This is a genomic window from Streptomyces sp. WM6372 (assembly GCF_001279655.1).
Taxonomy (GTDB): domain Bacteria; phylum Actinomycetota; class Actinomycetes; order Streptomycetales; family Streptomycetaceae; genus Streptomyces.
Genome location: NZ_LGDB01000225.1, coordinates 16,978 through 43,976 on the forward strand (window position 1 = coordinate 16,978; position 26,999 = coordinate 43,976).

Below are 26,999 nucleotides of genomic sequence, written 5' to 3' on the forward strand. Positions count from 1 at the left end.
TTCCCGCAACCGAATGGATGGCTGGAATTCTTCGTTCCGGGATGGGCAGGAGCTGGGGAGGAGTCCGGTGGATACGGGAATCTCTCGGCGGTGCCGAACGTCTAGCTGGTTGAGGGGACGGGGCGGGGGGAGCGTGCGATGGGGATGTACGAGGACGACGGGGCCGTGGTGGGCGCGCGGGGGCGGTCGCTGTGGGAGGAGGAGCCGGCCCGGCGGCGCCGGATGCCGGATCCGGTGCGGGATTCGGCGGTGCGGGCGGTGCTGATCGTGGCCGTCACCCTGACCGGGGCGACGGTCACCTTCTTCCTGATGGTGACCGGCTCCTGGCTGGCCCTCCCGATGGCGCTCTGCGCGATAGCGGGGACGGTCGTGGCCACGTGGGGCGTGCTGGACGTGCTGATCACCCGGCAGATGTGGAACCAGCGGTACGGGGTGGTGTCCGAGCCGAGCAGCACGGCCCGGGACCGCCGGCGCGAGCGGCGCCGGGCCCGCCGGCAGGCCCGTCCGCAGCCGGGCGGCGGCGGGACGGGCCGAATACCGCGGGGCGGCGGCGAGGCCCCGGGTCCGCGCCCGGCCGCGTGGCCGCCGCCGGGCGCGGACCGGCGCTACCGGGCGAGCTAGCGGACACCCCCAGCGCCGGGGCCGACGGCCGTACGGGCCCGGCGGGCCGCGGTCAGGAAACCGTCGTGGAGCGGCGGAACATGCGGGTCGCCGTGATCTCTCCGTGGATGGTCTCCTCCTCCGGGGACTGCTGGGGCAGGCCCGGGCGCAGGTGCTCCTCGACGCTGATGTACTTCAGGCCCGCCCGCAGGTCGGCGTCGTTGCGCAGCCGGATGACCAGCGGGAACTCGGCGAGGGCCGTGGTGTCGAACAGGCCGGTCGTGTAGAGGAGCTGGACGCCGAGCGCGTCCGAGACGGCCCGCTGGAGTTCCAGCAGGTACGTGGCGTTCGCCCGCCCGATCGGGTTGTCGAGGAACAGCGTGCCCGCGTGGCGGTGCTTGTCGTGGCCGCGGTCGTTGCTGCGCAGCGCCGCCATCGTGCAGTACAGCGCGATCGCGGCGGTGAGGAGCTGGCCGCCGGAGAACACGTCGCCCATCTGGCCCACCGGCACGCGCTCGGCGCGCAGCACCGCGTCCGGCTTCAGGATCTCGACCGAGATGCCCTTGGGCTCCAGCGCCGCCTGCACTCCGCGGAGCAGCAGGGACATGCCGTCGCGGCGGCCCTCGCCGAAGGAGGCGGTGCTGTTCTTCTTCACGGCCGCGCGGGTCGCCTCGTCGATGACCTCGCCGAGGCGCTCGGTGAGGGTGGCCTGGTCCGGCTCCTCGAAGCGGATGCGCAGGAACTCCTGGCCCGACCACTCCCCCAGGCCCTCGGGGAGCTGGGAGAGCCGCTGTGCGGAGCGCAGGGTGGCCAGCGCGGACTCCACCAGTCCGCGCAGCCGGTCGACGATGCTGTCGCGGTTGCGCTCCAGCTGGGCCAGCTCGTCGGTGAGGACGCGCAGCCGGGGCGCGAAGGCCGCCGCCCAGGCCGCGGCGTGCTCGGGCAGGGCGGAGGCGGGCAGTTCGCGGATCTGCTGGCGCGCGGGGGTGCGTACCTGCTCGTAGCGGTTGGCGTTGGCGTGGCGGACCAGGATGTCGCTCGCCTCGCGCACCGCCGACTCGGCGGCCGAGAGGTCGGCCGCGCAGCCGCGCAGGGAGCGGCGGGCCTCGGCGGCGGACTGCCGGGCCTCCTCCAGCGTGCCCGGGTGGGCGGCCGGCTCCTGCTCGTCGTCCTGGTGGGTGTGGTCGCGCAGCAGGTCCCGCAGCATCGCCGCGGTCTCGTCGAAGCCTCCGGCGCCGTCCTCGGCGGTGCGGTGGGCGCGCAGCAGGTCGGCGTGGGCGGCCCGGGCGGTCTCGACGGCCGCGGTGTGCGCGGCGAGCTGGGCGGTGGCGGTGCGCAGGAGGGCCTGGGCCTGCTCGACGTCGCCGGGGATCAGGTCCTCGGGCAGGTCGGTGTGGGCCTCGCCCTCGGTGGGGGCGTGCCGTTCGGCCTCGCCGCGGAGCCGGCCGAGCTGCTCGCTGGCGACCTGCGCGCGGGTCTCCAGCATCTGTACGAGGGACTCGGCGCGGGCGGCGGCCGCCTGCCGGGAGGGCCCGTCGGCGCCGTCGGTGCCTTCGAGGAGCTGGGCGGCGCGGGTGCGGACCTTGTTGGTGAGCCGGTCGAGTTCGGCGAGGGCGGCGCTCTCGTCGCTCTCGGCGCGTGCCTGTTCGGCGCGCAGGTCGGCGCCGACGCCGACCTTCTCGTACAGCCGGGAGGCGGCCCGGTAGGCCTCGCGCAGGTCGGGCAGGGGCGCCTTGGCGCTCCCGTCGTCCTCGGGCAGGGCCTCGGGGGCGCCGGCGATCTCGGTGCGCTCGGCGCGCAGCGCGCGGGCGGTGCGGCGGGCGTCGTCGGCGGCGCGCTGGGCGGCGCGGCGGTCCTCGTCGGCGGCGCGGGCCCGGTCCAGGCAGACCTCGGCGCGGGCCTCGGATTCGGCGGCCTCGTCGGCGAGTTCCCGGACCTTGGCCTGCCAGCCGGCGCGTTCGCGCAGCCGGAAGGCGAGCCCGGCGAGGGCGTCGGCGGCTCGGCGGGCCCGCTGGGCGGCGTCCTGGCGCTCGTCGCGGACGCGGGCGGCATCGGCGGCGGCCTCGTCGGCCTCGGCGCGTACGGTACGGGCCTCCGCGAGCTCGGCGTCGGCCTCCTCGGCGAACGTACGGGCGGCTCCTGCCTGCTGCGCGAGCTCGGCGAGCCGGCCCGGCGGGCAGCCGGTGCGCCAGGAGGCGAGGCGGGCGGCGAGCTCGCGGTCCCCGGCGAGGCGGGCGGCCAGGTCCCGGATCTCGGTGTCGCGGGCGGTGGCGCGGGTGCGCAGCGCCTGGCGCTCCTCGTCGGCGGCGTGCTCGTCGTGCATGGCCGGGTTCGGGGGTACGAGGAACACCCCGGCGGCCGCGTCCTCGCCGTGGGCGACCGGCGGCACGGGGGCCAGCAGGGCGGCGGCCGTACCGACGGCGACGGTGGAGCGGGGCAGCAGGGCCGCGCCGGAGAGGACCTCGCGGGCCCGGGCGTGGGTGTCGGGGTCGGTGATGACGACGCCGTCGACGAGCTCGGGGCGGGCCGCGAGGACGGCGGCGTGGTCGGCCGGGTCCACGGACTGGGCGAGGTAGCGCCAGCCGGGCAGGGCCGGAATGCCGTGTTCGCCGAGGTACTCGACGGTGGCGAGGACGTCGGGGCCGGGCGGCAGCAGTCCGCCGTCGCCGAGCGCGCCCAGGATGCGGGCGTCGTCGGCGGCGGCGGTGCGCAGCTCGAACAGCTGCCGCTCGGCCGCCCCGACCCCGCGGGTGAGCATCTCGCGCAGCTCGTCGGCGTTGCGGTCGAGGTCCGCGACGGTCAGCCCGCCCCCTCCGGCGTTCCCGGCGCTGCCGGAGGCGCCGCCCGGCTGGAGGGCTGCGGCGGATCCGTTCGTGGCTCCGGCCGGGCCGGCCGGCGTACCGGACTGCTCCGGGGTGCCCGTGCGCGGGTGGGGGAGGAAGGTTTCGGGGACCGGCGGGAGGCCCAGGAGCTCCGCCAGGCGGGGGGAGGCGGCCAGGGAGGCTGCCGCCCGGTGCTCGGCGTCGTGCGCGGCCTCGGCCGCGTCGGCGGCGTCCGCCGCACGGGCGGCGGTGAGTTCGGCGCGGGATTCCGCGGCGGCGGCCTCGCGGGCGGCGTCGGCGGTGGTGCGGGCGGCCTCGCGGGACTCGTCCCAGGCGGCCACGGCGGTCTTCTCGGCGTCGCTCGCGGCCAGGGCCGCCCGCGCCGGGTCGGCGTCGGGCGCCGAGTCGTCGAGCCAGCCGGCCCGTACGGCCTCGGCCGTCTCCTGCTGGACCTCGGCGAGCCGGGTCCGCAGGTGTTCGGCCTCGCTGCGGGCCCGCTGGGCCGCCGTGGCGGCGGCGGTGGCGTCGCGGTGGGCCGTCTCGCCCGCCTCCTGGAGGCCGGCGGACCGCTCCTCCTCCTCGTTGGCGACCCGCTCCCCGTCCTCGGCGGCCGTGTGCAGGGCCCGTACGAGCGCGGCGGCGGCCGTGGCGCGGGCGGCGAGCGCCGGGGCGGCGTCCCGCTCGGCCTCCAGGATCGCGGCGGCGACCCGGGCGGAGCGGTCGGCGGCGGCGCGGTGGCGCAGCACGATCTCGGCGGCCTGCCACGCGGAGTGCAGGGTGCGGGCTTCGAGGAGCTCGCGGCGCTGGGCGGCGGCGGCCTTGTCGGCGACGGTCAGCGCCAGCGAGGCGTGCCGGTAGGCGAGTTCGGCGGAGACGGCGGCGCTGCGGGCCCGCGCGGACTCGGCGGAGGTGACGCCGTGGGCGGCTCCGGTGACCCGCTGGGCGAGGTCGGCGGCGCGGCCGCGCTCCTCGGCGGCGCGGGCGGACAGCCGCCGGGCGAGGGTGCGCGTGCGGCGCTCGGCGCCCGCGTGGACGTCGCGGAGCCGGGAGCGGGTCTCGGCGGCCTCGACGATCTTGGTCAGGAGGTCCACCGAGCCGGCCGTGAAGTCCCGTTCGGCCATCAGCTCGGTGCGCCGGCCGAGCTTGTTGCCGAAGCCGTGGACCAGGTCGGCGAGGCCATCGGTGTCGCGGGTGTCGGTGACCGCGCGCAGCAGCAGGTCCGTGAAGTCGGAGTCCTTCTTGACCGCGAAGAGGCCGGCGGCCTCGCCCTCGTCTGCGTTCATCTCGCGCTGGTAGCGGAAGAGTTCGGGGTCGAGGCCGAGCTCGGTGAGGTGCTCGTTCCAGCGGTCGTGGATCTCCTCGAAGTACACCTCCAGGTGCGGGTACGCCTTGCCGGCCTCGGTGAGGGCGTCGCGGAAGCCCTTCATCGTGCGGCGCCGGCCCCGGGCGCCGGAGGCGCCTTCGACGGGCGGGCGGACGGCGGTGGCCTCGGCGACGGGGAGGTTGTCCAGGCTCAGGCCCGGGCCGGGGCGGAAGGAGTACCAGGCCTCGGCGAACTTGCGCGGGTCGTTGGAGACCTGGCGGCCGCGCCATTCGCTGACCTTGCCGACGACCACGCACTCACCGGTCTGGGTGTGCTGCCACTCCAGGGCCACGTGGCCGCAGTCGTCGGCGAGCAGGAACTTGCGCAGGACGCCGGAGCTGGCGCCGCCGAGGGTGTTGCGGTGGCCGGGGAGCATCACCGAGAAGATCAGCTTGAGCAGGACGGACTTGCCGCCGCCGTTCTCCAGGAAGAGCACGCCGGCGGGCGCCGGGCGGCGCGGCGGGCCGGTGGGCTCGTCCTCGAAGAACTCCGCCTGGGCGGGTGCCGGGTGGGGCACCGGCTCGCCGACTCCGCGCAGGTCGAGCACGGTGTCGGCGTAGCGCGCACCGGCGGGCCCGATGGAGTAGAGGCGGATCCGGGACAGCTCGTACATGGCGGCGGACTCTCGTGAATTCTCGGTACGGAGGGCAGATGGCCGGGGGGCTGGTGGATCGGGGCGGCTCGGCGAGCGCGGCCCGATCCACGGGGCACCCGCTAGGCGTGGAAGGGCAGGCCGGCGTCGGCGGCGAGTTCCAGGTCGTCGCCCTCGGGCGGCGGCAGGAGGCTGGCGGAGCCGTCGCTGACGGGGACCACGCCGAGTTCCAGGAGCTCGGCCATGGCCGCGCTGCCCGCCATGTCGCGGACCTGGAGCTGGTAGCGGGGGGTGGTGCGGTACGTACCGCCGGCGTCGTCGCCGGTGCGCTGGAGGAACCCGGAGTCGGTGAGGAACGCGGCGGCCTTGCCGACGATGCCGGTGGTGGAGCCGGCCAGGCGGCGGGCGTCCTTGGTGGCGCCGGTCGCGCTGCGGCGGGCGTAGACGCGCCAGGCGGCTTCGAGGCCGGGGGCGTCGGTGGCCGGGTCGGTGTTCTCGCCGAGCTCCTCGGCGCGCTCCTCCAGGCGCCGGCAGGTCTGCCGGACGAAGGCGTCGACCCCGTTGACGGTGACCCGGCCGATGTAGCCGTCGTCGGCGAGGTCCTCGGGGCGGGGGAAGGCCAGGGCCGCGACGGCGAGGTGGGCGAGGCCGTGCAGGAACCGGTCGGCGGAGTCGGCGGTGGTACGGCGGGCGTAGTCGCCCATCCGGACGGCGAAGACGGAGTCCTCGCCGGCGGCGACGGCCATGCCGGCGCGCGGGGACACCTCCAGGACGACGAGGCCGAGGCCGGTGGCGACGGCGTCGGCGAGGCGGCCGAAGGCCGGGTCCTCGCGGTAGCGGCGCAGCAGTTCGGCGTACTCGGCGTCGCGGGCCGGGAGCAGCTTGGGCTGGAGCCCGAAGGCGACGAGCCGGGCCGCGTCCGCGGCGTCGGCGGGCGTGACGGCTGCGGCCGGGGCCGGCCCGGGGGCGGGCGCGACGGGGGCCGACGGCGCGTCGGCCTCGCTCCACGCGGGGTTCTCGGCGTGGTGGTCGCTCACGGGTGGGTCTCCTCGGCGGTACGGGTGGTCACGGTGGTGCGGGTGATGGCCGCGGCGGCGGGCCGGCGTTCGGGCCCCGCCCCGGTGGACGGTGCGCGACGAGCCCACGCGGGCGCGGCCCGCAGGGCTCCGGGCGGAGCGAACGCCCCGACACCGGCCCGCGGCTGCGGCTGCGGCTGCGGCTGCGGCAAGGCAGCCGCGGGCGCGTGCCCGCGCGGAGCCGGGGGCGCTTTCCGCCCGGCCCGGCCGGCGGCGGTGTTCACGCCGCCTCCGTGCGGTCCGCGGCCATCGCGGCCGCGTCCAGGAGGGCCGTGCCGACGATCAGGTCCGCGCCGCCGAACTCGGGGTCTTCGAGCGGGGTGCCGTCGTCCACGGCGAAGAGCAGCCGCTCCTCGCCCTGGCGGTACGCCGTGCCGACGGCCGGGCTCGCCGCGTGGACGGCCAGCAGGGCCACCAGGTACGGCAGGTCCGGGTCGCTGCGCCGGGCCTGGGCCAGCAGGCCCGAGAGCCGGCGCGGGGCGTCGTGCGGCAGGTCCAGGAGCTCCATCGCGGCGGCGAGCTGCTCCTCGCTGAACCGGCTGTCGTCCGGCGTCGCGATGAGGTCCGGCTCCGGCATCTCCGCGCCGAGGTGCTCGCGCTCCACCGGCGGCGTCAGCAGTATCTCGACGAGGTCGGCCACGCGCACCGAGACCGGGGTCCGCAGCCCGACCGCCGACGCGAAGAAGGCGTCCGTGACCCGGCAGGCCCGCGCCAGCGGCAGCGGCAGCACGGGCGCGACGAGCTGCCCGTACAGGTCGATCCCGGAGCGCGGCGCGGGGGCCGCGAAGGCCTGCCGGTCCTGCTCGGCGCGGAACAGGGGGCCCGCGTCCAGCAGCCTGGACTGGAGCTGGGTGTGGCGGCGGATGCAGTCCTTGACGATGTCGACGAGCTCGGCGGCGCGCCGCTTGTTGTCGGGTTCCTCGGCCTCGTCGCGCGCCCGGCGGATGTTCGTCAGGATCGCGTTCTCGTGCCGGTAGCGGTCGGCGACGTGGTCGAGGGCCTCCTCGATCATGTCCGGCACCGACTGCAGCCAGTCCACCGCCCGCACGTTGCGCCGGGTCGCGTCCAGCGTGCGGCGCAGGGTCTCCGCGTACTGCACCGTGCGGTACCGGGCCTGCTCGGCGGCGAGCTGGGCGTCGGCGAGCCGGCCCCGGCTGATCAGGACCTCCAGCTTCACCTCGGCCGCGATCTGCGCGCTGGTGACGTCCGTGTCGAGGGCGCCGACCAGCACGTTGACGGCCTCGTCCGTCGTGCGGAGGTAGACCGCCCCGCCGTAGCCGGGGACCTCTTCGATCAGCTTGAAGTCGTAGTCGCGGCGGACGTACACCCCGTCCGGGCCGAACGTGCCGTAGATCGCGCGGAAGCCCCGGTCGACGCTGCCGACGTTGATCAGGTTCTCCAGGACCCAGCGGGCCACCCGCTCGTGCTCGGCCGCCGGGCGGTGCGGTGCCTGCGCGGCGACGCGCGGCAGCAGCCTGGCCACTATCTGCTCGTGGTCCGCGCCGGTGTCGAAGTCCATGTTGAGCGTGACCAGGTCGATCGCGGAGAGCGCGACCTCCGCCATCGCGTAGATCCCGTACTCGCCGGCGAGATTGGCCTTGCGTACGTCGAGGTCGTGCAGCGGGGCGGTGCAGGCGAGCGCGCGCAGCCGCCGGGCCAGGCCCTCGTCGGCGGCCGGGCCCGGCGCCGGGGACGGAAGGGTCTTCGCCGGGGCGGGGAGAGTCACGGACAAAGACTAGGCGCTGACCCTGACAACATCCCAAACGGCATGGTTCGGCCGGATCGGTCCCGGGGGCCGCCGGCCGTTCCCGCCGGACACGCCGTGTTCGGCGGTCGCACGTTCTACGCTCACCGCATGGCTTCCATGATCACACCTCTGATCGACCTCAACGCCGATCTCGGCGAGGGCTTCGGGCGCTGGACGCTGACCGACGACGAGGCCCTGCTGTCCGTGGTCACGAGCGCCAACGTGGCGTGCGGCTTCCACGCCGGTGACCCGTCCATCATGCGCCGGGTCTGCGAACTCGCCGCGGAGCGGGGCGTCCGGATCGGCGCGCAGGTCTCGTACCGGGACCTGGCGGGCTTCGGGCGGCGCGCGATGGACGTACCGGCGGGCGAGCTGGCCGACGAGGTGGCGTACCAGATCGGGGCGCTGGAGGTCTTCGCCCGGGCGGCCGGCTCCACGGTGTCGTACGTGAAACCGCACGGTGCGCTCTACAACCGCACGGTCCACGACGCCGACCAGGCGGGCGCGGTCGTCGCCGGGGTCCGGACGGCGGCCGGGGCCGGTGACCTGCCCGTACTGGGCCTGCCGGGTTCTCTGCTGCTGGCCGCCGCCGAGGCGGCGGGGCTCACGGCCGTACCGGAGGCCTTCGCCGACCGGGCCTACACGCCGGCCGGAACGCTGGTGCCGCGCGGCGAGCCGGGGGCGGTGCTGCACGACCCGGACGCGGTGGTCGCCCGGGCGGTCGCGATGGCGACCGAGGGCGCGGTGACGGCCGCCGACGGCTCCCGGGTGGCGCTGGAGGCGCGCTCGCTGTGCCTGCACGGGGACACCCCGGGGGCGGCCGGGCTCGCGCTGCGGGTCCGCGAGGCGCTGGCCGCCGCGGGGGTCCGGGTCGAGGCCTTCGCGTGAGGCCTCTGGTGGTGGGCGGCGAGGCGCTGCTGATCGAGCTGGACTCGGCGGCGGAGGTGGCGGCGCTCCACGCGGAGCTGCTCCGGCGGCGGGACGCGGGCGAGCTGGGCGGCGTACGGGACCTCGTACCGGCCGCGCGGACCGTGCTGCTGGACGGTGTCCGCGAGCCGGGCACGCTGGCGGAGCGGATCGCGCGCTGGGAGGTGCCGCCGCTGGCGGAGACCGAGGGGCCGCTGGTCACCGTCCCGGTGCGGTACGACGGGCCGGACCTGGCGGAGGTGGCCCGGCTGTGGGGGGTCGCGGAGCGGGAGGTGGCCGGGATCGTCGGCGAAACCGTCTTCCGGGTGGCCTTCTGCGGGTTCGCGCCCGGCTTCGGCTACCTGACCGGGCTGCCGGAGCGCTACCACCCGCCCCGGCGGGACACCCCCCGTACGGCCGTCCCGGCGGGCTCCCTGGCCCTCGCCGGCGAGTACGCGGCGGTGTACCCGCGCTCCTCCCCCGGCGGCTGGCAGCTGATCGGGACGACGGACGCGGTCCTGTGGGACCCGGAGCGGGAGCCCGCGGCGCTGTTCGCGCCGGGGGTACGGGTGCGGTTCGAGGAGGTGGCGGGGTGAGGGGCGCCGCGCTGGAGGTGCTCCGGGCGGGGGCGCTGACCACGGTCCAGGACCTCGGGCGGCCCGGCCACGCGCACCTGGGGGTGCCGAGGTCGGGCGCCCTGGACGCGGGGGCGCACGCGCTGGCCAACCGGCTGCTGGGCAACCCGCCGGAAGCGGCCGCCCTGGAGACCACCCTGGACGGGGTCGGCCTGCGGGCGCTGGCCCCCGTGACGGTGGCGGTCACGGGCGCGCCGTGTGCGGTACGGGTGTCAGGCAGCCCGGTGGCCTGGGGAGCGCCGGTCCTGCTCCGGGCCGGGGCGGTGCTGGAGGTGGGCCGGGCGGAGTCGGGGGTGCGCAGCTACGTCGCGGTGCGGGGAGGGTTCGCCGTACCGCCGGTCCTGGGCAGTCGCTCGACGGACCTGCTGTCGGGGCTGGGGCCGCCGGTCCTGTCGGCCGGGACCCTGCTGCCGGTGGGCCCGGCCGGTCCGGATCCGGTCCGCGGGGCGGATGCGCCGGCGGCGCCGGGGATGCCGGCCGAACTGGTGCTGCCGTTGCGGCCGGGACCGCGGGCGGACTGGTTCGAGCCGGCTTCGGTCGCGGCCCTGTGGCGCACGGAGTTCCGGGTCTCCCCGGCGTCGAACCGCATCGGTCTGCGCACCGAGGCCGGGACCCCGCTGATCCGCGGCCGCGGCGGTGAACTCCCGAGCGAGGGCATGGTCCTGGGCGCGGTCCAGGTCCCCCCGGACGGCCTGCCAGTGGTCTTCCTGGCCGACCACCCGGTGACGGGCGGCTACCCGGTGGTGGGCGTGGTCCCCGCGGGCCCGGCCCTCGACGCGGCGGCCCAGGCCCGGCCGGGGGTGCCGGTGAGGTTCGTGAGGGCCCGATGAATCGGTCGAGGGGATCCGGCCGGGGACCGGGTGGGACCGACCCCGAGGGGCGGACCCTCGTCATCGCACGGACCGCGCGGTGCGTGCGGCGCGGCACGGCGTCCCGGCGGCCGTGACGCCTCGGCCCGGCCCCCTCGTCAGGGGGCCGGGCCGGGGTCCGTCCGAGTGGGGGCGGGCCGGGGCTACACGGCCGACTCCGGAGTGATCCGGCTGCGCACCGCCGACTGGACGTCCTCTTCCTCGGCGGGGTCGGCCGCCAGGCGGCGCAGGCGCGGGGCGACCCGGGCGTCTGCCGTCTCCGCGTGGCGGGCCGCCACCTCGCGGGTGGTCTCCTCGCAGTCCCAGAGGCATTCCACGGCGAAGCCGGCCGCGAAGGACGGGTCCGTGCTGGCCAGGGCGCGCGCCGCGCGCCCGCGCAGGTGGGACGAGGCCGTCTCGCGGTAGATGTGGCGCAGCACCGGTGCCGCGCAGCTGATGGACAGCCGGCCCGCCCCGTCGACCAGGGCGAACAGTCGCTGGGCGTCCGGCCCGGAGCCGCGGACCGTGGAGCGCAGGGCGCCCAGTACGAGTCCGGTGTCCTCCATGCCGCCCCGGGCCGCCAGCAGCGCGGCCGCGGCCGCGCCCAGTGCGTCGGGGCGGTGGATCCACTGCCGGGCCCGGTCGACGGCGGCGGGGCCGCACATCCGCTCGTAGGCGGCCACGGCGGGCTCGTCCCCGGCGGCTTCGATGAGGTCCAGTACGGCCGGGTTCTCCGGCTCGGCGAGGACCAGGTGGTGCAGGGCGGTGGCCCGGGCGGCCTCTCCGCCCGCGCCGGCGGCGGCGAGGATCGCGGAGCGGTCCTCGGGCGCCGCGACGGCGGCGAGGCAGCGCGCGGCGGGTACGTGCAGCGGGGTGCCGCGGCGCAAGCCGTCGGCGGCCCAGTCGAAGACGGCCTGGACTCCCCAGCCGGGCCGGGGCCCGTTCGGCGTGAGCTGGCGCTGCCAGCGGTCGAAGGAGCCCTGCTGGCGGGCCGCGCGCAGGCGGTCGCCGTACTCGGGTGACTCCTCCCACAGACACCAGGGCCGGGGCTCGTAGGCGTCGCGGACGGCGGCGGCCAGCCGCGCCTCGCCCTCGGCGTCGGCCGGGAATCTGGCGAGCACGGGCGCGGCGAGCCCGCGCAGCCCCTCGTCGTCGTCGCGCAGGGCGAGCTCGTCGAGGGCCCAGGCCCAGTTGGCGCCGGAGGCGGCGTAGCGGCGCAGCAGCATGAGCGCGTCGTCGCGGCCGTACGAGGCCAGGTGGCCCAGGACGGACAGGGCGAGGCCGGTCCGGTGGTCCGTGTCGTCGACGAGGTCGTCGGCGCTGAAGAGGTGGCTCTCGATCGCGCCGAGGGGGCCGTCGAGATCCAGGTACAGGCGCGCGTAGTACAGCGAGCGGTTCTCGACCTGCCAGTCCTGGCGCGGGTCGCTGACCACGCACTGGTTGAGGGCCGCGAGGGCCTCCGCCCGGGGCGCCGCAAGGGCGTGCAGCGTGCCGTCGCCGCGGCCCCGCTGGAGGAGCCCGAGCAGGGTGCCGCTTGGCGCTATGACTGGTTCGAACATGGGAATGGCCTCAAATCAAGCTGGGGACGCAACCGGGAATCGGGATTCACAGGGCCGCGTAACAGCATGTGAGGACGTCCGCCGTCATGTTCCGCTCGATGTAGACCATTGCCTTCTCACTCTCGTCGGTGCTCCGCGACCACGTCGGCCGGGTTTGCGCAGGGGATGGGCCCGGACACCCAACGTGTCCTGCCCGCTCCTGCCCGTCCGCCGCGTTCACGAATCGAATCCGTCGCCATGATGACCCAGCCGGATTGTGCGCCGCGACCACATTTACGGCCGCCGTGACCATTCCGTGAGGTGGCGGGCCGGTCAGACCCTGCCAGGTCACGGGCAAAAGCGGACTACTCGGCTCCGAAGAGTTCCAGCAGGTCGGCCTTGGCGAACATGCGGGCGGTGTCCACGGCGGAGGGGGTTCCGGCGGCCGGGTCGGCGCCGCCGGCGAGCAGCGCGCGGATGACGGTCTCCTCACCCTTGAAGACGGCGCCGGCGAGCGGGGTCTGGCCGCGGTCGTTGGCACGGTCGGCCTCGGCGCCGCGGGCGAGCAGGGCCGTGACCGTGGCGGCGTGGCCGTGGTAGGCGGCCAGCATGACGAGGGTGTCGCCGCGGTCGTTGGTGAGGTTGGCCGGGACTCCGGCGTCCAGGTACGCGGTGAGCGTCTCGGTCTCGCCCTGGCGGGCGAGGTCGAAGATCTTGGTGGCCAGCTCGATGACGTCCTCGTCGGGAGCGCCCTGGGAGCCGCCCTGGGTGGGCTCGTGCTCGCTCATCTGTCGTACCGCCTTCCACTCGCTGTTGACGTGAGATTCCCCGGGCCGGGGCGGGCAGGGGGCCGTACGGCGCTGCGACCGTACGGGTGAATCGCCAGAGTAGCGCCCGGACCTGCACATACGGGGCCCCGGCCGAGGCAAGGATCCCCTTCGCGGCGGACGCGCCAGCCGGACTGCGCCGGGCAAGTGAAAAAAGCCGGGATTCACCCGTATGCACCTTTTATCGCATTGATACTTCCTGTGAGCCTGGAACAACTGATGGTGACCGTCCCCACCCACCAGGAGAACCTCTCATGATCCTGTCCATCTCAGGCGTCGTCCTGCTCGGCATCATCGCCTTCCTCTTCTTCAAGAAGGACGGGATGAAGCTGTCTCACGCGTTCGTCTGCGCGCTGTTCGGCTTCTTCCTCGCCGGCTCCGCCATCGCCCCGAGCATCACGGCGAGCACGGCGAGCCTCGCGAGCCTCCTCGGCGGGATCAAGCTCTGACCCCGGCCCCACCGTTCAGCACCACCCGACTCCAGGAGACGACCGTGGCCCGGCGCCCACTCCCCCGCATCCTCAGCAGCGGCACCACGTCGCTGGCACGGGGCCGCGACCTCGCTCGCACGGCCGCCGACGGCGCCACGGACGTCCTCCATCCGCTCCTCGTCATCGGGCGCGGCCTGCGCATCCTGGCCGCGGCCGGGCGGCGCAAGGTGGCCCAGACCCCGAAGGACAAGCGTGGTCCCGCGCTGTTCCTCGGCGCCGCCTGCGTCCTCGTGGTCGCGCTCGTCCCCTACGGTCCGCTGTTCGCCCTGATCACCCTGATGGCGGCCGCGGCCTGGCAGGGACGCGACCGGACCCCGGTGAAGACCGGGCCCAGCGAGGCCGAGACCGAACGGCTCGGCTCCCTCTACGAGGCGCTCGTGCCGTACTTCTCCATCCCCGAGGACCCGAACCCGCTCTTCGCCCACGGCGGGGAGTGGGACAAGGCCTTCAGCGACTACGCCTTCGACGAGGCGGGCCGCGTCACCCGGCTCCGGATCCGCTACCCCGCCTACTTCACCGACGGCGAGGCCGCCTCGCGGGCCCGGATCGAGACCCTGCTGCACGCCAAGTCCGGGCGCGGCCGGGAGTACCTCTTCGACTGGGACGAGGAGGGCAACCAGCTGGACCTGACCGTGCTCGCGCCGCTGCCGACGGGCATCGCCGCGCAGCCGTTCGTCACCTCGCCCGGCGAGACCGTGCTCGGCTTCACCGACGCCACCTCCGTGCGGCGCACCCTGCCGGTCCTGGAGGACGACGAGCCGCGCGACGTCCCGCCGGTGATCTGGCGCACCGGCCCCCGGTCCACCGAGCCGCACCTGCTGGCCGTCGGCCGGCCCGGCAGCGGCACCTCCTCGCTGCTGCGCTCGATCGCCCTCCAGGCCCTGCACCACGGCGACGACGTACTGATCGTGGAGGGCGGCGGCAGCGGGGAGTTCTCGTGCCTGTCCGGGCGTACGGGCGTCCTGGCCGTGGAGTGCGGTCCGGCCGGGGCGCTGGCCACGCTGGAATGGGCCGCGCGCGAGACCGAGCGGCGGCTCATCGCCGCGCACCGGGCCCGCGAGGCCGGCCGGCCCGCGCCCGAGGACACCCGGCGGCCGCTGTGGATCCTGCTGGACCGGCCCAGCGTGCTCGCCCACCTCGCGACCGCCGAGGGGAGCCCCGACCCGCTCTCCCAGCTCCAGGTGCCGCTGCGGCACGGGCGCGCCGCGCACGTCACGGTCGTGGTGGCCGAGCAGTTCGACCACCTGGAGCTGCTGAACGACGCCGTCTGGCAGCACACCCGGGCCCGGATCGTGCTCGGCCCGGCCACGGCCCAGCAGATCACCGACGTACTGGGGCTGCCGCCGCACACCACGCCGACGGCCCAGGTGCCGCCGGGGCGCGGGTACGCGCGGCTCGGCTCGGGTCCCGTGCACCGGTTGCAGGTGCCCGCCACGCCGGACCCGTACGACGACGCCGCGCACCCGGGACACCGCCAGGCGGTGCTGGAGCTGCTGCCGGGGCGGCAGCTGCCGGGCCCGGGCGGGCCGGGCCGGGTGGCGCCGGCGAAGGCGCTGCACATCGTCCAGCCGCCGGCCCGGGCGCAGGGCCCGTCGACCGACGCCGAGGAGGGCGGGGAGGTCCCGGCCGAGGCCCCGCCGGCCCGCGGGCCCTGGCCGGTGGGCCCCTGAGCCGATCGCTCCGGAAGCCCACGGCCCGTCGGCGGGCCGTGGGCTTCCGGCCGTACGTGCTCCTACGCGACGAACGTGCGCGGCGGTTCCGCGGCGCTGCCCGCCGCGCCCGTGCCGACCAGGCGGGCGGCCGCCGCGAGGCGGACCGCGGCCTCCTCGGCCACCGGCCCGCCGACGGTGAACGGCAGCCGGACGTAGCCCTCGAAGGCCCCGTCGACGCCGAACCGCGGCCCCGACGGGACCCGTACGCCGACCCGCTCCCCCACCTCGGCCAGCCGGGATCCGGACAGCCCGCCCGCGCGGGCCCACAGGGTCAGCCCGCCGCGCGGCACCTCGAACTCCCAGTCCGGCAGCTCCCGGCGCACCGCCGCGACCAGCGCGTCCCGGTTCTCCCGGGCCTGGTCGCGGCGGATCTGCACGGCCTCCGCCCAGCCTCCGGTCCGCATCAGCCAGTGCACCGCGAGCTGTTCCAGCACGGGCGTGCCGAGGTCGGCGTACGCGCGGGCCGCGACGAGGCTGCGGATCACGTCGGGCGCCGCCCGGACCCAGCCGATCCGCATGCCGGCCCAGAAGGCCTTGCTGGCCGAGCCGACGGTGATCACGGAGGAGCCGGCCGGGTCGAAGGAACAGACCGGACGCGGCATCTCCAGCGCCGGGTCGAGCCGGAGCTCGGCCATGGTCTCGTCGACGACGAGCACGGTGCCGGCCGAGCGGGCCGCCTCCACCATGGCGCGGCGCTGCTCGTCCGAGGCGAGCGCCCCGGTCGGGTTGTGGAAGTCGGCGACGACGTACGCGAGGCGCGGCGCTGCGTCGCGCAGCACCTGCCGCCACACCGTCATGTCCCAGCCGGCCAGCCCGTCGGCCATCGCGACGGGAACGAGCCGCACCCCGGCGGCGCGCATGAGCTGGAGGATGTTGGCGTAGGAGGGGGATTCGACGGCAATCCGCTCCCCGCGCCCGGCGAACAGGCTGCAGATGGCGTCGATGGCCCCCATCGCCCCCGTGGTGACCATGATCTGCTCGGGCATGGTGGGGATGCCGCGCTCGGTGTAGCGGTCGGCGAGCATCCGCCGCAGCGCGGGCAGCCCGGCGGGGTAGTCCCCGTGGGTGTGCGCGTACGGCGGGAGCTCCTCCAGCGCGCCCTGTACGGCCTTCGTGAGCCAGGGCTCGGGGGCCGGGAGCGCGGCGCAGCCGAGGTCGATCATCGAGCCGAGGGATTCGGGCGGCAGCGGCTCCAGGCCCCGGGCGGGCAGCGGGTTCCCGGCCGGCACGGAGGTCCAGCTGCCGGCGCCGCGGCGGGACTCCAGGAAACCCTCCCCGCGCAGCGCCTCGTACGCGGCGGCGACGGTGGTGCGGGAGAGGGAGAGGGAGACGGCCAGCTCGCGCTCGGCGGGCAGCCGGGCGGCGACGGGGACGCGGCCTTCGAGGACGAGCAGCCGGATGCCGTCGGCCAGGGTCCGGTACGCGGGCAGTTTGCGCGCCCCGGGGACGCCGGGGCGCTCCTGCTGTGAGGTGATGAGACGGGCGAGCTGTGCGGCACCCACCGCCGAGGTCCACTCTGCCATGCTGTCCGGTCCACCTTCGTAGAATTGGCCCCGCCCCACCCCGGGTACGGCCGGTATTGGATTGCTCGAGCCCCCACAGCCTGTCATGCCCGGGGCCACCGGGACCAGGGGAGCCGCCACGTTCACCGTGTGGCCGCCGTGCGGCCACACGGCCGCTCACTCCGGACGGGGCGCACGGTGCATACTGCGACGGGTGACGCACGTACGCCTTCGCCATCCGTATCTGGACCACCCGGCTCCGATCCCCTTCGCGCACCGGGGAGGTGCCGCGGACGGGCTGGAGAACACCGCCGCCGCCTTCCGGCGGGCCGCCGACGCGGGCTACCGGTACTTCGAGACCGATGTGCACGCCACCGCCGACGGGAAGCTCGTCGCCTTCCACGACTCCACGCTCGACCGGGTCAGCGACGGGCAGGGCCGGATCGCGGAGCTGACCTGGAACAAGGTCCGCCAGGCGCGGGTGGCGGGCACCGAGCCGCTGCCGCTGTTCGAGGAGCTCCTGGAGGAGTTCCCCGAGGCCCGCTGGAACGTCGACATCAAGTCCGAGTCGGCCCTGCACCCGCTGGTCAACCTGATCGCCCGGGCGGGCGTCTGGGACCGGGTGTGCGTGGGCTCGTTCTCGGAGAGCCGGGTGGCCCGCGCCCAGAAGATCGCCGGCCCCCGGCTGGCGACCTCGTACGGGGTGCGCGGGGTGATCGGCCTGCGGCTGCGCTCGTACGCGATCCCGGCGGCGCTGCGGGTCGGGGCGGTGGCGGCGCAGGTTCCGGAGTCCCAGGCGGGCATCCGCGTGGTCGACCGCCGGTTCGTACGCACCGCGCACGAGCGGGGACTCCAGGTGCACGTGTGGACCGTGAACGAACCGGAACGCATGGAGGCGCTGCTCGACCTGGGAGTCGATGGCATCATGACCGACCAGATCGACATCTTGCGCACGGTGCTGGACCGGCGCGGGGCCTGGGCCTGACCGCCCGCAGGGCCGCCGCGCCCGGTGGGGCGGCCGCAGCGGTACGGGGACCAGCGAGGGGGCACGCATGAGTGCGCAGACCACAGAAGAAGCGGAACCGGGCGCGGAGGAGGGCAGAACCGCCGCCGCGGCGGCCCGCAAACGCGAGCAGCACGGCTGGTACTTCTACGACTTCGCCTGCTCGGTCTACTCCTCGACCGTGCTGACGGTGTTCATCGGCCCGTACCTCACGACGATGGCCGAGGCCGCCCAGGACGCGCAGGGGTACGTCCACCCCCTGGGGATCCCGGTCCGGTCGGGCTCGTTCTTCGCGTACGCCGTCTCGATGTCGGTGATCGTCGCCGTGCTGGCCATGCCCCTGGTGGGCGCGGCCGCGGACCGCACGGGCCGCAAGAAGCCGCTGCTCGCGGCGGCGGCGTACACCGGCGCCGCGGCGACCACCGCGATGTTCCTGCTGGGCGGCGACCGCTACCTGCTGGGCGGCGTCCTGCTGATCGTGGCGAACGCCGCGATGTCGGTGTCGATGGTGCTCTACAACTCCTACCTGCCGCAGATCGCGGAGCCGGCGGAGCGGGACACCGTCTCCTCGCGCGGCTGGGCGTTCGGCTACACGGCCGGTGCGTTCGTCCTGATCCTGAACCTGGTCCTGTTCCAGTCGCACGAGTCCTTCGGGATATCCAAGGACGCGGCGGTACGCATCTGCCTGGCCTCGGCGGGCCTGTGGTGGGGCGCGTTCGCGATCATCCCGCTGCGCCGGCTGCGAGACCGGGCGGTGGTCCGGCCGGATGCCGGCCACGCGGCCGGGTCGGGGTGGAAGCAGCTCGTCGCCACGCTGAAGGACATGCGGCGGCACCCGCTGACGCTCTCGTTCCTGCTGGCGTACCTGGTCTACAACGACGGGATCCAGACCGTGATCTCGCAGGCGTCCGTGTACGGCAAGCAGGAGCTGAAGCTGGAGGACTCGACGCTGATCACGGCCGTGCTGCTGGTGCAGATCCTCGCGGTGGCGGGCGCGATGGCGATGGGCCGGCTGGCCGTGTCGTACGGCGCGAAGAGGACCATCCTCGGGTCGCTGGTGGCCTGGACCGTGACCCTGGCCGCCGGATTCTTCCTGCCGGCGGGTGCGCCGGTGTGGTTCTTCGCCCTGGCGTCGATGATCGGACTGGTGCTGGGCGGCAGCCAGGCACTGTCGCGCTCGCTCTTCTCGCACCTGGTGCCGGCGGGCAAGGAGGCCGAATACTTCTCGGCGTACGAGATGAGCGACCGCGGGGTGAGCTGGGTCGGGCCGCTGGTGTTCGGCCTGACGTACCAGGTCACGGGCAGTTACCGGGACGCGATCATCTCGTTGGTGGTCTTCTTCGCACTGGGTTTCGTGCTGCTCGCGCGAGTGCCGGTGCGGCGCGCGGTGGAGGCGGCGGGGAATCCTGTTCCCGAGCGGATCTGAGTGGACACGACCCGGATCTTCATACGAATTCCGAACGGATTTCGACGTTGAAGCGAAGGGCCGGTAGTGTACGCCTTTGGCCTGCCAGCCGGACCGTTACTGCGCGCTAAAGAACTGAAGACGTTGGGTGACATCTGCTGCCAGATGTGACAAAACGGGCACTGGTGGGTACAACAAGGGGCGGCACGACGGGCGACGCATCACCCGGAGCGGGAATCTATACCGCCGACCGGACGTTGACCGGATGACGACGACAGCGACACCTGTCCTGTGGGCGACAAGCCCGGGAGGCACGATTCATGAGTGAGCGAGCTCTCCGCGGTACGCGGCTCGTGGTTACCAGCTACGAGACGGACCGCGGCATCGATCTGGCCCCGCGCCAGGCGGTGGAGTACGCATGCCAGAACGGACATCGATTTGAGATGCCGTTCTCGGTTGAGGCAGAGATTCCGCCGGAGTGGGAGTGCAAGGCGTGTGGCGCCATGGCACTCCTGGTTGACGGGGACGGGCCCGAAGAGAAGAAGGGCAAGCCTGCGCGAACGCACTGGGACATGCTCATGGAGCGGCGCACCCGCGAGGAACTGGAGGAAGTGCTGGCCGAGAGGCTGGCGGTCCTGCGTTCCGGCGCCATGAACATTGCCGTGCATCCGCGGGACAGCCGCAAGTCCGCCTGACAGCCGGACGTGTAGCGGAACAACAAGCCGAGGGCCCCCGCCACGAACTGTGGCGGGGGCCCTCGGCTTGCCGCGTTTGCGCTTTTTGTTGCCGTACGTCCCCTACGCCCGTACCTCGCTCAGGGCGCCAGCTACCCCGCTCAGGGCGCCAGCGGCGGCCGGTACCCGGCGTCGGGCCCCGGCTGCTGCGGCTGCTGCCCGTCCTCGCGGATGACCTCGCCCTGGACGACCTTGCCATCGGGGTAGTGGATGCGGGCCTGCTGGAAGGCGTCGCCGAAGCCGCCCGCCGGGGCCGCGGCCATCTTGCGCTCCAGGGAGCCGGACAGCCGGCGGCCGGTCCATGCCCGGACGGGCGGGACCAGGAGGAGCAGGCCGACCACGTCGGAGAGCAGGCCCGGCAGCATCAGGAGCAGGCCGGCCAGCATGGTGAGGCCATTGCCGCCGCCGGGCTGCTGCGGGGCGGGCTGCTGCCCCTGCTGGGCCTGCTGGAAGGTGTTCGTCAGGTTCTTGAAGGCCCGCCGCCCGGCCCGCTTGATGACCAGGGCGCCGAGCACGATCCCGCCCGCGAGCAGCGCGGCGACGGCCAGGCCGCCGGCCGCGCCGGCGACCAGGCTCAGCAGCCAGATCTCCAGGATCAGCCAGGCGGCGACCGCCAGCGGAAGGAAGGTGCGGGCACGCGAGCGCCGCCGGGGGGCCGTCGAAAGGGGAACACCGGTCGTCATACCACCCAGTGTGCCTGGGGCGGCGTAAAAGCGGCCTCAGCCGGAGGTACCGGACATCCCCTAAGGGGCGTCCGGGCCCTTGGCAGAGCCCTTGTCCGTGCCCTTGGCCGTGCCGTTGTCCGGGCCCTTGGCCGCGTCCGGGCCCCCGCCCTTGGGCTTGTCCTGGCCGATCAGCTTCGCCGCGTGGCCCTTGAGCCCCCACTGCGTGACCCGCCAGAGGGCCTCCACCACGATGTCCTTGCTCATCTTGCTGTCGCCGAACTCACGCTCGACGAAGGTGATGGGTACTTCGACGACGCGGAAGCCCTGGTGCACGGCCCGGCGGGCCAGGTCCACCTGGAAGCAGTAGCCCGCGGAGGCCACCTCGTCCAGGCCCAGGCCCTCCAGGGTCTCGCGGCGGAAGGCGCGGTAGCCGCCCGTCACGTCGCGGATCGGGACGTCCAGCATCAGCCGGGAGTACACCGAGCCGCCGCGCGAGAGGAACTCGCGGCTCTTGGGCCAGTTGACCACCCGGCCGCCCGGCACCCAGCGCGAGCCCAGGACGAGGTCGGCCCCGGCCAGCGCGGTGAGCAGCCGGGGCAGCTCCTCGGGCTGGTGGGAGCCGTCGGCGTCCATCTCGACGAGGACGCCGTAGTCGCGCTCCAGGCCCCAGGAGAACCCCGCCAGGTAGGCGGCGCCGAGGCCTTCCTTGCCCTTGCGGTGCAGGACGTGCACGTGGTCGTCGGCGGCCGCGAGCTCGTCGGCGAGCTTGCCGGTGCCGTCGGGGCTGTTGTCGTCCGCGACCAGGATGTGTGCCTCGGGCACCGCTGCGCGCACGCGGCCGACGATCGGCCCGATGTTCTCCGCCTCGTTGAAGGTCGGAATGATCACCAAGGCCGTGCCGAGCGGTCCGTGCCCTCGCTGTCCGCCGTCGCTCACTGAGTCCGCCTTCGTGTTCCGGTCCGTCCTGTCACAGAGGATGACTTTAGAACAGTGGCCGGGGCCCGCGGTCCTTCGGGCCGGTCAGGCTCCCGCTGGCTGCGGGTCGCCGTGACCGTTGTCTACTGGACCGCGGGCCCCGGCCGGGGCCACCTTTCCCCCGAGCTCCTGCGGAGCAGGGGGACCCCCATCCCGGCGAAACCTTCCCTCGCCCCCGAGGCGCGGGCGCGCTGAGCAGACGGAGCCGCCCGGTACGGACGTCCGGTGGTGGACCCGGCCGAACCTATCCGGGTCCGAGCACCCGTACCGAACCGAGGCCGAACGGATCACCCCTGTGGCCGTACGAATACCTCCCGCCCGCCGACGACGGTGGCGAGGCACACCGGCAGTTCGCCGCCGGGGGTGAGGTCGGGCAGCCCGGGGGTCCCCGAACGGGGGTCCGTGGACCAGCGGGCGACCCGGTCGTCGGGGGCCTGGACCACCAGTTCGGCGGTCTCCCACAGCGCGTAGTCGGCCGGGGCGCCGGGCACGAGCACACCGGCTCCGTCGCGGCCGAGGGCCCGCCAGCCGCCCCGGGTGTGGGCGGTGAAGGCAGCCCGTACGGAGATCCGGTGCTCGGGGGTGCGGTGGAAGGCGGCCGCCCGGACGGTGCCCCAGGGGTCGAACGGGGTCACGGGGGCGTCGGAGCCGAAGGCGAGCGGCACACCGGCCTTGAGCAGGGCCGCGAAGGGGTTGAGCGTACGGGCGCGCTCCTGGCCCAGCCGGTCGGCGTACATGCCGTCCTCGCCGCCCCAGGCGGCGTCGAAGGCGGGCTGTACGGAGGCGGTGAGTCCGAGGTCCGCGAAGGCGGCGATGGTCTCGGGGGTCATCATCTCGGCGTGTTCGACGCGGTGCCGCGCGGCGCGGACGCGGGCGAGGCCGACCTTCTCGGCGGCGGCGCGCATGCCCTCGACGACGGCGGTCAGGGCGGCGTCGCCGATGGCGTGGAAGCCGGCCTGGAGCCCCGCCTCGGTGCACGCGGCGACGTGCTCGGCGACTTCGGCGGCGTCGAGGTAGCCGGTGCCGGTGTGGCCCGCGTCGGCGTAGGGGGCGTGCAGGCAGGCGGTGTGGGAGCCGAGGGCGCCGTCCACGAAGAGGTCGCCCGCGGCCCCGATGGCGCCGAGCGCCTTGGCCTGTTCGAGGTCCCGGTCCGCCCAGTAGCCGAAGACGCGGGGGCCCGGGCGCTCGCGGGCGAGGTTCAGGAGGTCCGCGAAGTCCTCGGCGGAGGAGATGTCGGGGCCGCCGCACTCGTGGACGGAGCCGATGCCGAGGGAGGCGGCCCGGTCGAGGGCGGCCCGCTGGGCCTCGGCGCGCTGGGCGGGGGTGACGGCGGCGAGCGCGGCCCTGCGGACGGCGTGGTGGTCGTCGCGGGTCAGCGGCTCGTCACCGCGGACGGAGACGGCCGGTACGAGGTCCAGCAGGGCGGTGGTGACGACGGCGGAGTGCACGTCGATCCGGCTGAGGTAGAGCGGGCGTCCGCCGGCGGCCTCGTCGAGCTCCGCGCGGCGGGGCGCTCGGCGCTCGGGCCACCGGGAGGCGTCCCAGCCGTGGCCGAGGAGCACCCGGTCGGCGGGGCGGCGCTCGGCGTACGCGCGGACGAGGAGCAGGGCGTCGGCGAGGGAGGCGGCGCCGGTGAGGTCCAGCCCGGTCAGGGCGAGGCCCGCGGAGGTGGTGTGGACGTGCGCGTCGGTGAAGGCGGGCGTGACGAGCGCCCCGCCGAGGTCGACGACCTCGTCGACGCCTTGCGCGAAGGCGTCGGCGGCGCCTTCGGAGCCCACCCAGGCGATGTGCCCCCGCTCGACGACCATCGCGGTGGCGAAGGGGTCGGCGGGGCTGTGTACCTCGCCCCCGCGGAGGAGAACGGTCCGTTCGGATGCGGGGGCTCCGGCGGCGTCGGCGGAACTGGCGGTGCGGTCGGTCATGGCCCTAGTTTCGCGGGTCCGCCGCCCCGCCTCGACCGCGCCCCCGCGGGCGCGGCGGAAAAGGCGTCACACCCGGGGCGGGCGGGCCTCGTACGGGGTGGAGAGGACCACCGTGGTGCGGGTGGCGACGTGGGCCAGGGCGCGCAGACGGCCCAGCAGGTCCTCCAGCTCCAGCGGGGTCGCGACCCGGACCTTCAGGATGTAGTTCTCGTCACCGGCGACGCTGTGGCAGGCCTCGATCTCCGGTACTCCGGCCAGCCGGTCGGCGATGTCGTCCGGCGCGCTCGGGTCGAAGGGCTTCACCGAGATGAAGGCCGTCAGGGGCAGGCCCACGGCCTCGGGGTCGACGACGGCCGCGTATCCGCGGATCACTCCGCGCTGTTCCAGACGGCGTACTCGCTGGTGGACCGCCGACGTGGACAGTCCCGTGGCCTTGCCCAGATCCGTGTAGCTCATCCGCCCGTCCCGCACGAGCAGATCAACGATCTGGCGGTCCAGCTCCTCCATTGCGCTCATAGCCGCTCAACCTAAGGCCCAAGGGCGCTCCAGGCACAGTGCTGTCCGGCCACAAGTGGCACCTGCGGCGGGCATGTGACCAAGGCCACAAGGGTATGGAGGCGTACGCCGGGATGTTGTGGTTACTCGTGCCGCGCGGCGGGAAGTGCTTGCTGTGGCCGAGGCCGTAGAACCTGCCCGCCCGGCCCACCCAAGGGGGAGTACATCCATGCTGAACACCAAGCGCGCCGGTCGCACCGAACCGGAGCCCCTGGAATTCGTCGACGCCGAGGACGGTGAGTACCTCGAAGACGCCGACGGGTTCGACGGCTTCGAGATCCACCACGCGATCTGCCCCGACTGCGGCCAGTCGATCGCCCTCGTCGCGGACGAGGAGTACCTGCCGGAGCACGCGCTCTGCCTGACCCCGTGGAACCCGTTCGGGCTCACGGTGTGCGCGGGTACGGGCCGCCCGGCCTCCGACGCGCTGCCGACGGTGGGCATGGGCCAGAACGAGCCCCAGGAGCTGGAGGTCGTTCTGCTGGATCTGCCGCAGGGTCTGGACTGGCGGACGCAGCCGTTCTCGCACGTCGGCGGTCCCGGTTCGCGTCCCGTGCGGATGCCGGCGCCGACGCTGCTGCCGCAGATGCGGCAGCACGCGCAGGCCGCCTGACGGCCTTCCCGGCCGTGTGCGCCGGATCGAGCCGTTCGAGCCGTTCGAGCCGGATCCGGCGGGATCCAGCCGGACCCGTCCTGATCTACCAGTACGTGCCCTGCACCATGGCCCGGAGGCTGGCGTGGTGCAGGATCAGGCCGTCCGGATCCGCGGGGATCTCGACCTCCCCGAAGTGCGCCTGCCGGTAGGCGATGCGCAGCATCACGATCCCGTGCCGCAGCGCCGCGTACAGGGTGTGGAACTCCATGTCCCGCGGGGTGTGCCCGGTGAGTTCGGCGTACCGGCGCTCGATGTCGTCGCGGCGCAGGAAGTCCGGCAGACCGGGCTGTCCGAAGCTCACGGTGAGGTCCTGGAAGAAGCGGTGGAGGTACACCGTCCAGCCGAGGTCGACCTCGCGCGGGGCGTACGCGGCCATCTCCCAGTCCAGGACGGCCACGGGCTCGAACCCATCGGCCCGGTAGACGACGTTGCCGATGCGGGCGTCGCCCCAGTTGAGGACGGCGGGGCCCTCGTCCGCGGGCCACAGCTCCTCCAGGCGTTCGAAGGCCCGCTCCAGCAGCGGGGACGGCGCGAGCCCGTCGACCACCCAGGCGTAGTAGGCGCGTTGGGCGTCGACATGGCGGCGCAGCGGGCTGCCGGTGCCCTCGGGGAGGAGGAACTCGGCCTCCTTCGCGGGGAACTGGTCGTGCAGCCGGGCCAGCAGCGAGATGCTCGCCTCCTGGAGCGCGGCGCGTTCGGAGCCGGTGGCGGCGTGCAGCCAGTTCCCCTCGTACGTGTAGGGCATGACGTCGGGCGGGACCCGGCCCTCGGCTCGGGCCATGACGAAGAAGGGCGCGCCGAGCGGCCCGGGGTCGGTCTCCAGCCACAGCACGCGCGGGACGGGCAGGTCGGTGTGGGCGGCGACCAGGCCCATCACGCGGTGCTGGCGGGGCATGTCGTACGTGGGGAACACCGTGTAGGCGGCCGGGTCGGCGGCGAGCCGCAGGGCGCAGCCGCGGACCGGGGTGTCGGGGTGCTCTATGTCGAAGAGCAGGGTCTCGCTGGACATGCCGTTGGACGCGGGGACCGCGACGTTGGTGACCTTCGCGCCGGGGAGCCTGCCGTCCAGCCAGGATGCGAGGAGGCGGCCGAGTTCCCCGGGCTCCCGGGTGGAGGTGCGCGGACGTGGTGCGGTGGCCATGTGAGCCCCTTCCCTACTGGGCGACGGAGGAGTAGTCGGCGAAGCCGCTCGGGTCGTGGCGGCCGAAGCTGCCGTGCTCGAAGATGCCGAAGCCGGTGCGCCCGTCGAGGGTGAAGCGGGCGGAGTGGTCGGTGACGCCGAAGGCGGCCATGGGGTGGGCGGCGGGGTCGGAGAGGTCGTAGACGCGGCGGTCGGTCCAGCCGCGGCCCTGCCAGGTGCCGTGCTGCCAGTCGGCGGCGGGCGGGTAGCCGGCGCCGACGGCGAGCGGGGAGGAGTTCAGGATCTCGACGCCGAGTTCGAGGGGTTTGCGGGCCGGGTCGGTGAGGTGGACGACGGCGCTCTGGGGGTGGCGGGTGCCGGGGCGGTAGCGGATCTCGGTCTGGGGCCAGCCGAGTTGTACGTCGTGGCGGCCGCTGTCCTCGGGGAAGACCTGGACGGCCTCGTTGAGGGTGCGGTGGCCGTCGGCGTCCTCCTGGGCGATGACCATGAGGAAGCGGTCCTCGAAGCGGACGGGGATCCAGAGCCAGTGGAAGCCCTCGGGCCGGTGCTCCTCGGCGGCGCGGCCGCCGTCCTCGCCGGGAATGGGGCGCACACCCCAGCTGCGGTCGCGGGTGCCGGTCCACTCGCCGGGGGTGAGGGCGTGCTCCTCGCCCTTGGCGCGGATGGTGCCGGTGACGTGCCCGGCCTGGACGAAGCGGCGGCCTTCGAGCATGAGGCGGTCGCCGCGCCGCTGCACGTGGTGCGGCTCCCAGACGGCGGGGAACCCGGCGGTCCAGGTGATGTCGTACGAGAGCCCGTCGGGGTCGGCGGGGTCGGCCTCGCACCGGAGGCCGATCCGCTTCAGGGGTTCGTCGACGGTGATCCGCAGCGGGCCGACGGAGAGGTTCATGCGGTCGTCGGTGAGGGCGTCGGAGGCGCGGACGGCGAGGAGTTCGTCACCGGTGCGGAGGGTGGCGTAGGCGTCGATGACCCCGGCGTTGGGGTAGACGCCGAGGCCGAGGATGAGGACGGCGCGGCCGGCGTGGTCGAAGACGTGGAAGATGCAGCGGTCGTAGGCGTTCCGGTCGCCGGTGACGAGGTGCTTCATCGACAACGGGGCCTGGTGGACGGGGTATTCGTCGAGCGGTACGGGTCGGTCCGCGGGCATGGCAAACCTCCTGGGGCAACGGGCTCGGGCAAATATGACGGTACGTCAGATGCCTGGTTCGGGGCCAGAGTTCTGTCACTCCCTGACACCCCGGCACGTCTGGCCAACGGAGGGGATCGGGGGACGCGGGACAGGGGG

General features: G+C 74.7%; 23 protein-coding genes. 10 read left to right on the forward strand and 13 right to left on the reverse strand.

The window, feature by feature from the left end; all coding sequences use genetic code 11:
• Positions 1 to 138: 138 nt before the first annotated feature.
• The gene (locus ADK52_RS32455) at positions 139 to 621 is read left to right on the forward strand and encodes a hypothetical protein (RefSeq protein WP_234344347.1); all 483 of its coding nucleotides are present in this window, start codon (positions 139 to 141) and stop codon (positions 619 to 621) included.
• A gap of 52 nt (positions 622 to 673) precedes the next feature.
• Here ADK52_RS32455 and ADK52_RS32460 read toward each other — a convergent pair whose 3' ends face one another.
• The 4 genes from ADK52_RS32460 to ADK52_RS32475 form a co-directional block, all read right to left on the reverse strand.
• A complete protein-coding gene (locus ADK52_RS32460; RefSeq protein ID WP_053693441.1) occupies positions 674 to 5,398 on the reverse strand; it encodes a hypothetical protein in 4,725 nt (1,574 codons plus the stop codon).
• Between the two features lie 101 nt (positions 5,399 to 5,499).
• Positions 5,500 to 6,414: a hypothetical protein gene (locus ADK52_RS32465; RefSeq protein ID WP_053693442.1), complete on the reverse strand. Its 915-nt coding sequence runs from the start codon at positions 6,412 to 6,414 to the stop codon at positions 5,500 to 5,502.
• Entirely contained in the window at positions 6,411 to 6,677 is a 267-nt protein-coding gene (locus ADK52_RS32470) for a hypothetical protein (RefSeq protein ID WP_053693443.1), read from the reverse strand. The genes ADK52_RS32465 and ADK52_RS32470 overlap by 4 nt, the downstream gene beginning before the upstream one ends.
• Positions 6,674 to 8,179: a hypothetical protein gene (locus tag ADK52_RS32475; protein WP_234344348.1), complete on the reverse strand. Its 1,506-nt coding sequence runs from the start codon at positions 8,177 to 8,179 to the stop codon at positions 6,674 to 6,676. Before ADK52_RS32475 ends, ADK52_RS32470 begins: the two co-directional genes overlap by 4 nt.
• 150 nt (positions 8,180 to 8,329) lie before the next feature.
• Here ADK52_RS32475 and ADK52_RS32480 point away from each other — a divergent pair, with 150 nt between their 5' ends.
• The 3 genes from ADK52_RS32480 to ADK52_RS32490 are packed head-to-tail and all read left to right on the forward strand — an operon-like array spanning position 8,330 to position 10,571.
• Complete coding sequence (locus ADK52_RS32480; RefSeq protein WP_053693460.1) at positions 8,330 to 9,088, forward strand: LamB/YcsF family protein; 759 nt, start codon at positions 8,330 to 8,332, stop codon at positions 9,086 to 9,088.
• Positions 9,085 to 9,702 carry a 5-oxoprolinase subunit B family protein gene (locus tag ADK52_RS32485; RefSeq protein ID WP_053693445.1) on the forward strand — a complete coding sequence of 206 codons (618 nt, stop codon included), beginning with the start codon at positions 9,085 to 9,087 and terminating at the stop codon, positions 9,700 to 9,702. The genes ADK52_RS32480 and ADK52_RS32485 overlap by 4 nt, the downstream gene beginning before the upstream one ends.
• Positions 9,699 to 10,571 carry a biotin-dependent carboxyltransferase family protein gene (locus tag ADK52_RS32490; protein ID WP_053693446.1) on the forward strand — a complete coding sequence of 291 codons (873 nt, stop codon included), beginning with the start codon at positions 9,699 to 9,701 and terminating at the stop codon, positions 10,569 to 10,571. The genes ADK52_RS32485 and ADK52_RS32490 overlap by 4 nt, the downstream gene beginning before the upstream one ends.
• 182 nt (positions 10,572 to 10,753) lie before the next feature.
• On the opposite strand, the gene ADK52_RS32495 is transcribed toward ADK52_RS32490, so the two are convergent.
• Together ADK52_RS32495 and ADK52_RS32500 are read right to left on the reverse strand one after the other, a co-directional pair.
• The gene (locus ADK52_RS32495) at positions 10,754 to 12,148 is read right to left on the reverse strand and encodes a hypothetical protein (RefSeq protein WP_053693447.1); all 1,395 of its coding nucleotides are present in this window, start codon (positions 12,146 to 12,148) and stop codon (positions 10,754 to 10,756) included.
• Between the two features lie 344 nt (positions 12,149 to 12,492).
• Positions 12,493 to 12,915: an ankyrin repeat domain-containing protein gene (locus ADK52_RS32500; protein WP_053693448.1), complete on the reverse strand. Its 423-nt coding sequence runs from the start codon at positions 12,913 to 12,915 to the stop codon at positions 12,493 to 12,495.
• 293 nt (positions 12,916 to 13,208) lie between these two features.
• Here ADK52_RS32500 and ADK52_RS32505 point away from each other — a divergent pair, with 293 nt between their 5' ends.
• Positions 13,209 to 13,403 carry a hypothetical protein gene (locus ADK52_RS32505; protein ID WP_030162614.1) on the forward strand — a complete coding sequence of 65 codons (195 nt, stop codon included), beginning with the start codon at positions 13,209 to 13,211 and terminating at the stop codon, positions 13,401 to 13,403.
• Positions 13,404 to 13,447: 44 nt separating this feature from the next.
• Positions 13,448 to 15,115, forward strand: coding sequence for a hypothetical protein (locus ADK52_RS32510; RefSeq protein ID WP_053693449.1), 1,668 nt, complete (start codon positions 13,448 to 13,450; stop codon positions 15,113 to 15,115).
• Between the two features lie 62 nt (positions 15,116 to 15,177).
• Here the strand turns inward: ADK52_RS32510 and ADK52_RS32515 are convergent, their stop codons facing one another.
• Entirely contained in the window at positions 15,178 to 16,680 is a 1,503-nt protein-coding gene (locus ADK52_RS32515; RefSeq protein ID WP_053693450.1) for a PLP-dependent aminotransferase family protein, read from the reverse strand.
• Positions 16,681 to 16,873: 193 nt separating this feature from the next.
• Between ADK52_RS32515 and ADK52_RS32520 the strand changes: the two genes are divergently transcribed.
• The 3 genes from ADK52_RS32520 (at position 16,874) to ADK52_RS32530 (ending at position 19,762) form a co-directional block, all read left to right on the forward strand.
• Positions 16,874 to 17,644 (forward strand): glycerophosphodiester phosphodiesterase family protein, encoded by a 771-nt coding sequence (locus ADK52_RS32520; protein ID WP_053693451.1) that lies wholly within the window; start codon positions 16,874 to 16,876, stop codon positions 17,642 to 17,644.
• A 67-nt stretch (positions 17,645 to 17,711) separates the two neighbouring features.
• Complete coding sequence (locus tag ADK52_RS32525; protein WP_053693452.1) at positions 17,712 to 19,088, forward strand: MFS transporter; 1,377 nt, start codon at positions 17,712 to 17,714, stop codon at positions 19,086 to 19,088.
• 299 nt (positions 19,089 to 19,387) lie between these two features.
• Positions 19,388 to 19,762, forward strand: coding sequence for an RNA polymerase-binding protein RbpA (locus ADK52_RS32530; protein WP_007262928.1), 375 nt, complete (start codon positions 19,388 to 19,390; stop codon positions 19,760 to 19,762).
• A 140-nt stretch (positions 19,763 to 19,902) separates the two neighbouring features.
• Here ADK52_RS32530 and fxsA read toward each other — a convergent pair whose 3' ends face one another.
• The 4 genes from fxsA to ADK52_RS32550 form a co-directional block, all read right to left on the reverse strand.
• Entirely contained in the window at positions 19,903 to 20,484 is a 582-nt protein-coding gene (fxsA, locus tag ADK52_RS32535) for an FxsA family membrane protein (protein WP_053693453.1), read from the reverse strand.
• A gap of 60 nt (positions 20,485 to 20,544) precedes the next feature.
• Complete coding sequence (locus tag ADK52_RS32540; protein ID WP_078988770.1) at positions 20,545 to 21,402, reverse strand: polyprenol monophosphomannose synthase; 858 nt, start codon at positions 21,400 to 21,402, stop codon at positions 20,545 to 20,547.
• A 326-nt stretch (positions 21,403 to 21,728) separates the two neighbouring features.
• On the reverse strand, positions 21,729 to 23,363 hold the full coding sequence (locus tag ADK52_RS32545) for an amidohydrolase (protein WP_053693454.1): 1,635 nt from the start codon (positions 23,361 to 23,363) through the stop codon (positions 21,729 to 21,731).
• Positions 23,364 to 23,429: 66 nt separating this feature from the next.
• Complete coding sequence (locus tag ADK52_RS32550) at positions 23,430 to 23,870, reverse strand: Lrp/AsnC family transcriptional regulator (RefSeq protein WP_030030904.1); 441 nt, start codon at positions 23,868 to 23,870, stop codon at positions 23,430 to 23,432.
• A 217-nt stretch (positions 23,871 to 24,087) separates the two neighbouring features.
• On the opposite strand from ADK52_RS32550, the gene ADK52_RS32555 reads away from it, so the two are divergent.
• Positions 24,088 to 24,531, forward strand: coding sequence for a hypothetical protein (locus ADK52_RS32555; RefSeq protein ID WP_053693455.1), 444 nt, complete (start codon positions 24,088 to 24,090; stop codon positions 24,529 to 24,531).
• Positions 24,532 to 24,616: 85 nt separating this feature from the next.
• On the opposite strand, the gene ADK52_RS32560 is transcribed toward ADK52_RS32555, so the two are convergent.
• Complete coding sequence (locus ADK52_RS32560; RefSeq protein ID WP_053693456.1) at positions 24,617 to 25,714, reverse strand: phosphotransferase family protein; 1,098 nt, start codon at positions 25,712 to 25,714, stop codon at positions 24,617 to 24,619.
• 13 nt (positions 25,715 to 25,727) lie between these two features.
• The gene (locus ADK52_RS32565) at positions 25,728 to 26,861 is read right to left on the reverse strand and encodes a hypothetical protein (protein ID WP_053693457.1); all 1,134 of its coding nucleotides are present in this window, start codon (positions 26,859 to 26,861) and stop codon (positions 25,728 to 25,730) included.
• Between the last annotated feature and the right edge of the window lie 138 nt (positions 26,862 to 26,999).

What these genes read in the sequence shown, in the direction of transcription:
- ADK52_RS32455 (WP_234344347.1), top strand. Translation starts at nt 139, where the DNA reads ATGGGGATGTACGAGGACGACGGGGCCGTGGTGGGCGCGCGGGGGCGG.
- ADK52_RS32460 (WP_053693441.1), bottom strand. Translation starts at nt 5,398, where the DNA reads ATGTACGAGCTGTCCCGGATCCGCCTCTACTCCATCGGGCCCGCCGGT.
- ADK52_RS32495 (WP_053693447.1), bottom strand. Translation starts at nt 12,148, where the DNA reads ATGTTCGAACCAGTCATAGCGCCAAGCGGCACCCTGCTCGGGCTCCTC.
- ADK52_RS32500 (WP_053693448.1), bottom strand. Translation starts at nt 12,915, where the DNA reads ATGAGCGAGCACGAGCCCACCCAGGGCGGCTCCCAGGGCGCTCCCGAC.
- ADK52_RS32505 (WP_030162614.1), top strand. Translation starts at nt 13,209, where the DNA reads ATGATCCTGTCCATCTCAGGCGTCGTCCTGCTCGGCATCATCGCCTTC.
- ADK52_RS32515 (WP_053693450.1), bottom strand. Translation starts at nt 16,680, where the DNA reads ATGGCAGAGTGGACCTCGGCGGTGGGTGCCGCACAGCTCGCCCGTCTC.
- ADK52_RS32525 (WP_053693452.1), top strand. Translation starts at nt 17,712, where the DNA reads ATGAGTGCGCAGACCACAGAAGAAGCGGAACCGGGCGCGGAGGAGGGC.
- ADK52_RS32530 (WP_007262928.1), top strand. Translation starts at nt 19,388, where the DNA reads ATGAGTGAGCGAGCTCTCCGCGGTACGCGGCTCGTGGTTACCAGCTAC.
- fxsA (WP_053693453.1), bottom strand. Translation starts at nt 20,484, where the DNA reads ATGACGACCGGTGTTCCCCTTTCGACGGCCCCCCGGCGGCGCTCGCGT.
- ADK52_RS32545 (WP_053693454.1), bottom strand. Translation starts at nt 23,363, where the DNA reads ATGACCGACCGCACCGCCAGTTCCGCCGACGCCGCCGGAGCCCCCGCA.
- ADK52_RS32550 (WP_030030904.1), bottom strand. Translation starts at nt 23,870, where the DNA reads ATGGAGGAGCTGGACCGCCAGATCGTTGATCTGCTCGTGCGGGACGGG.
- ADK52_RS32555 (WP_053693455.1), top strand. Translation starts at nt 24,088, where the DNA reads ATGCTGAACACCAAGCGCGCCGGTCGCACCGAACCGGAGCCCCTGGAA.
- ADK52_RS32560 (WP_053693456.1), bottom strand. Translation starts at nt 25,714, where the DNA reads ATGGCCACCGCACCACGTCCGCGCACCTCCACCCGGGAGCCCGGGGAA.
- ADK52_RS32565 (WP_053693457.1), bottom strand. Translation starts at nt 26,861, where the DNA reads ATGCCCGCGGACCGACCCGTACCGCTCGACGAATACCCCGTCCACCAG.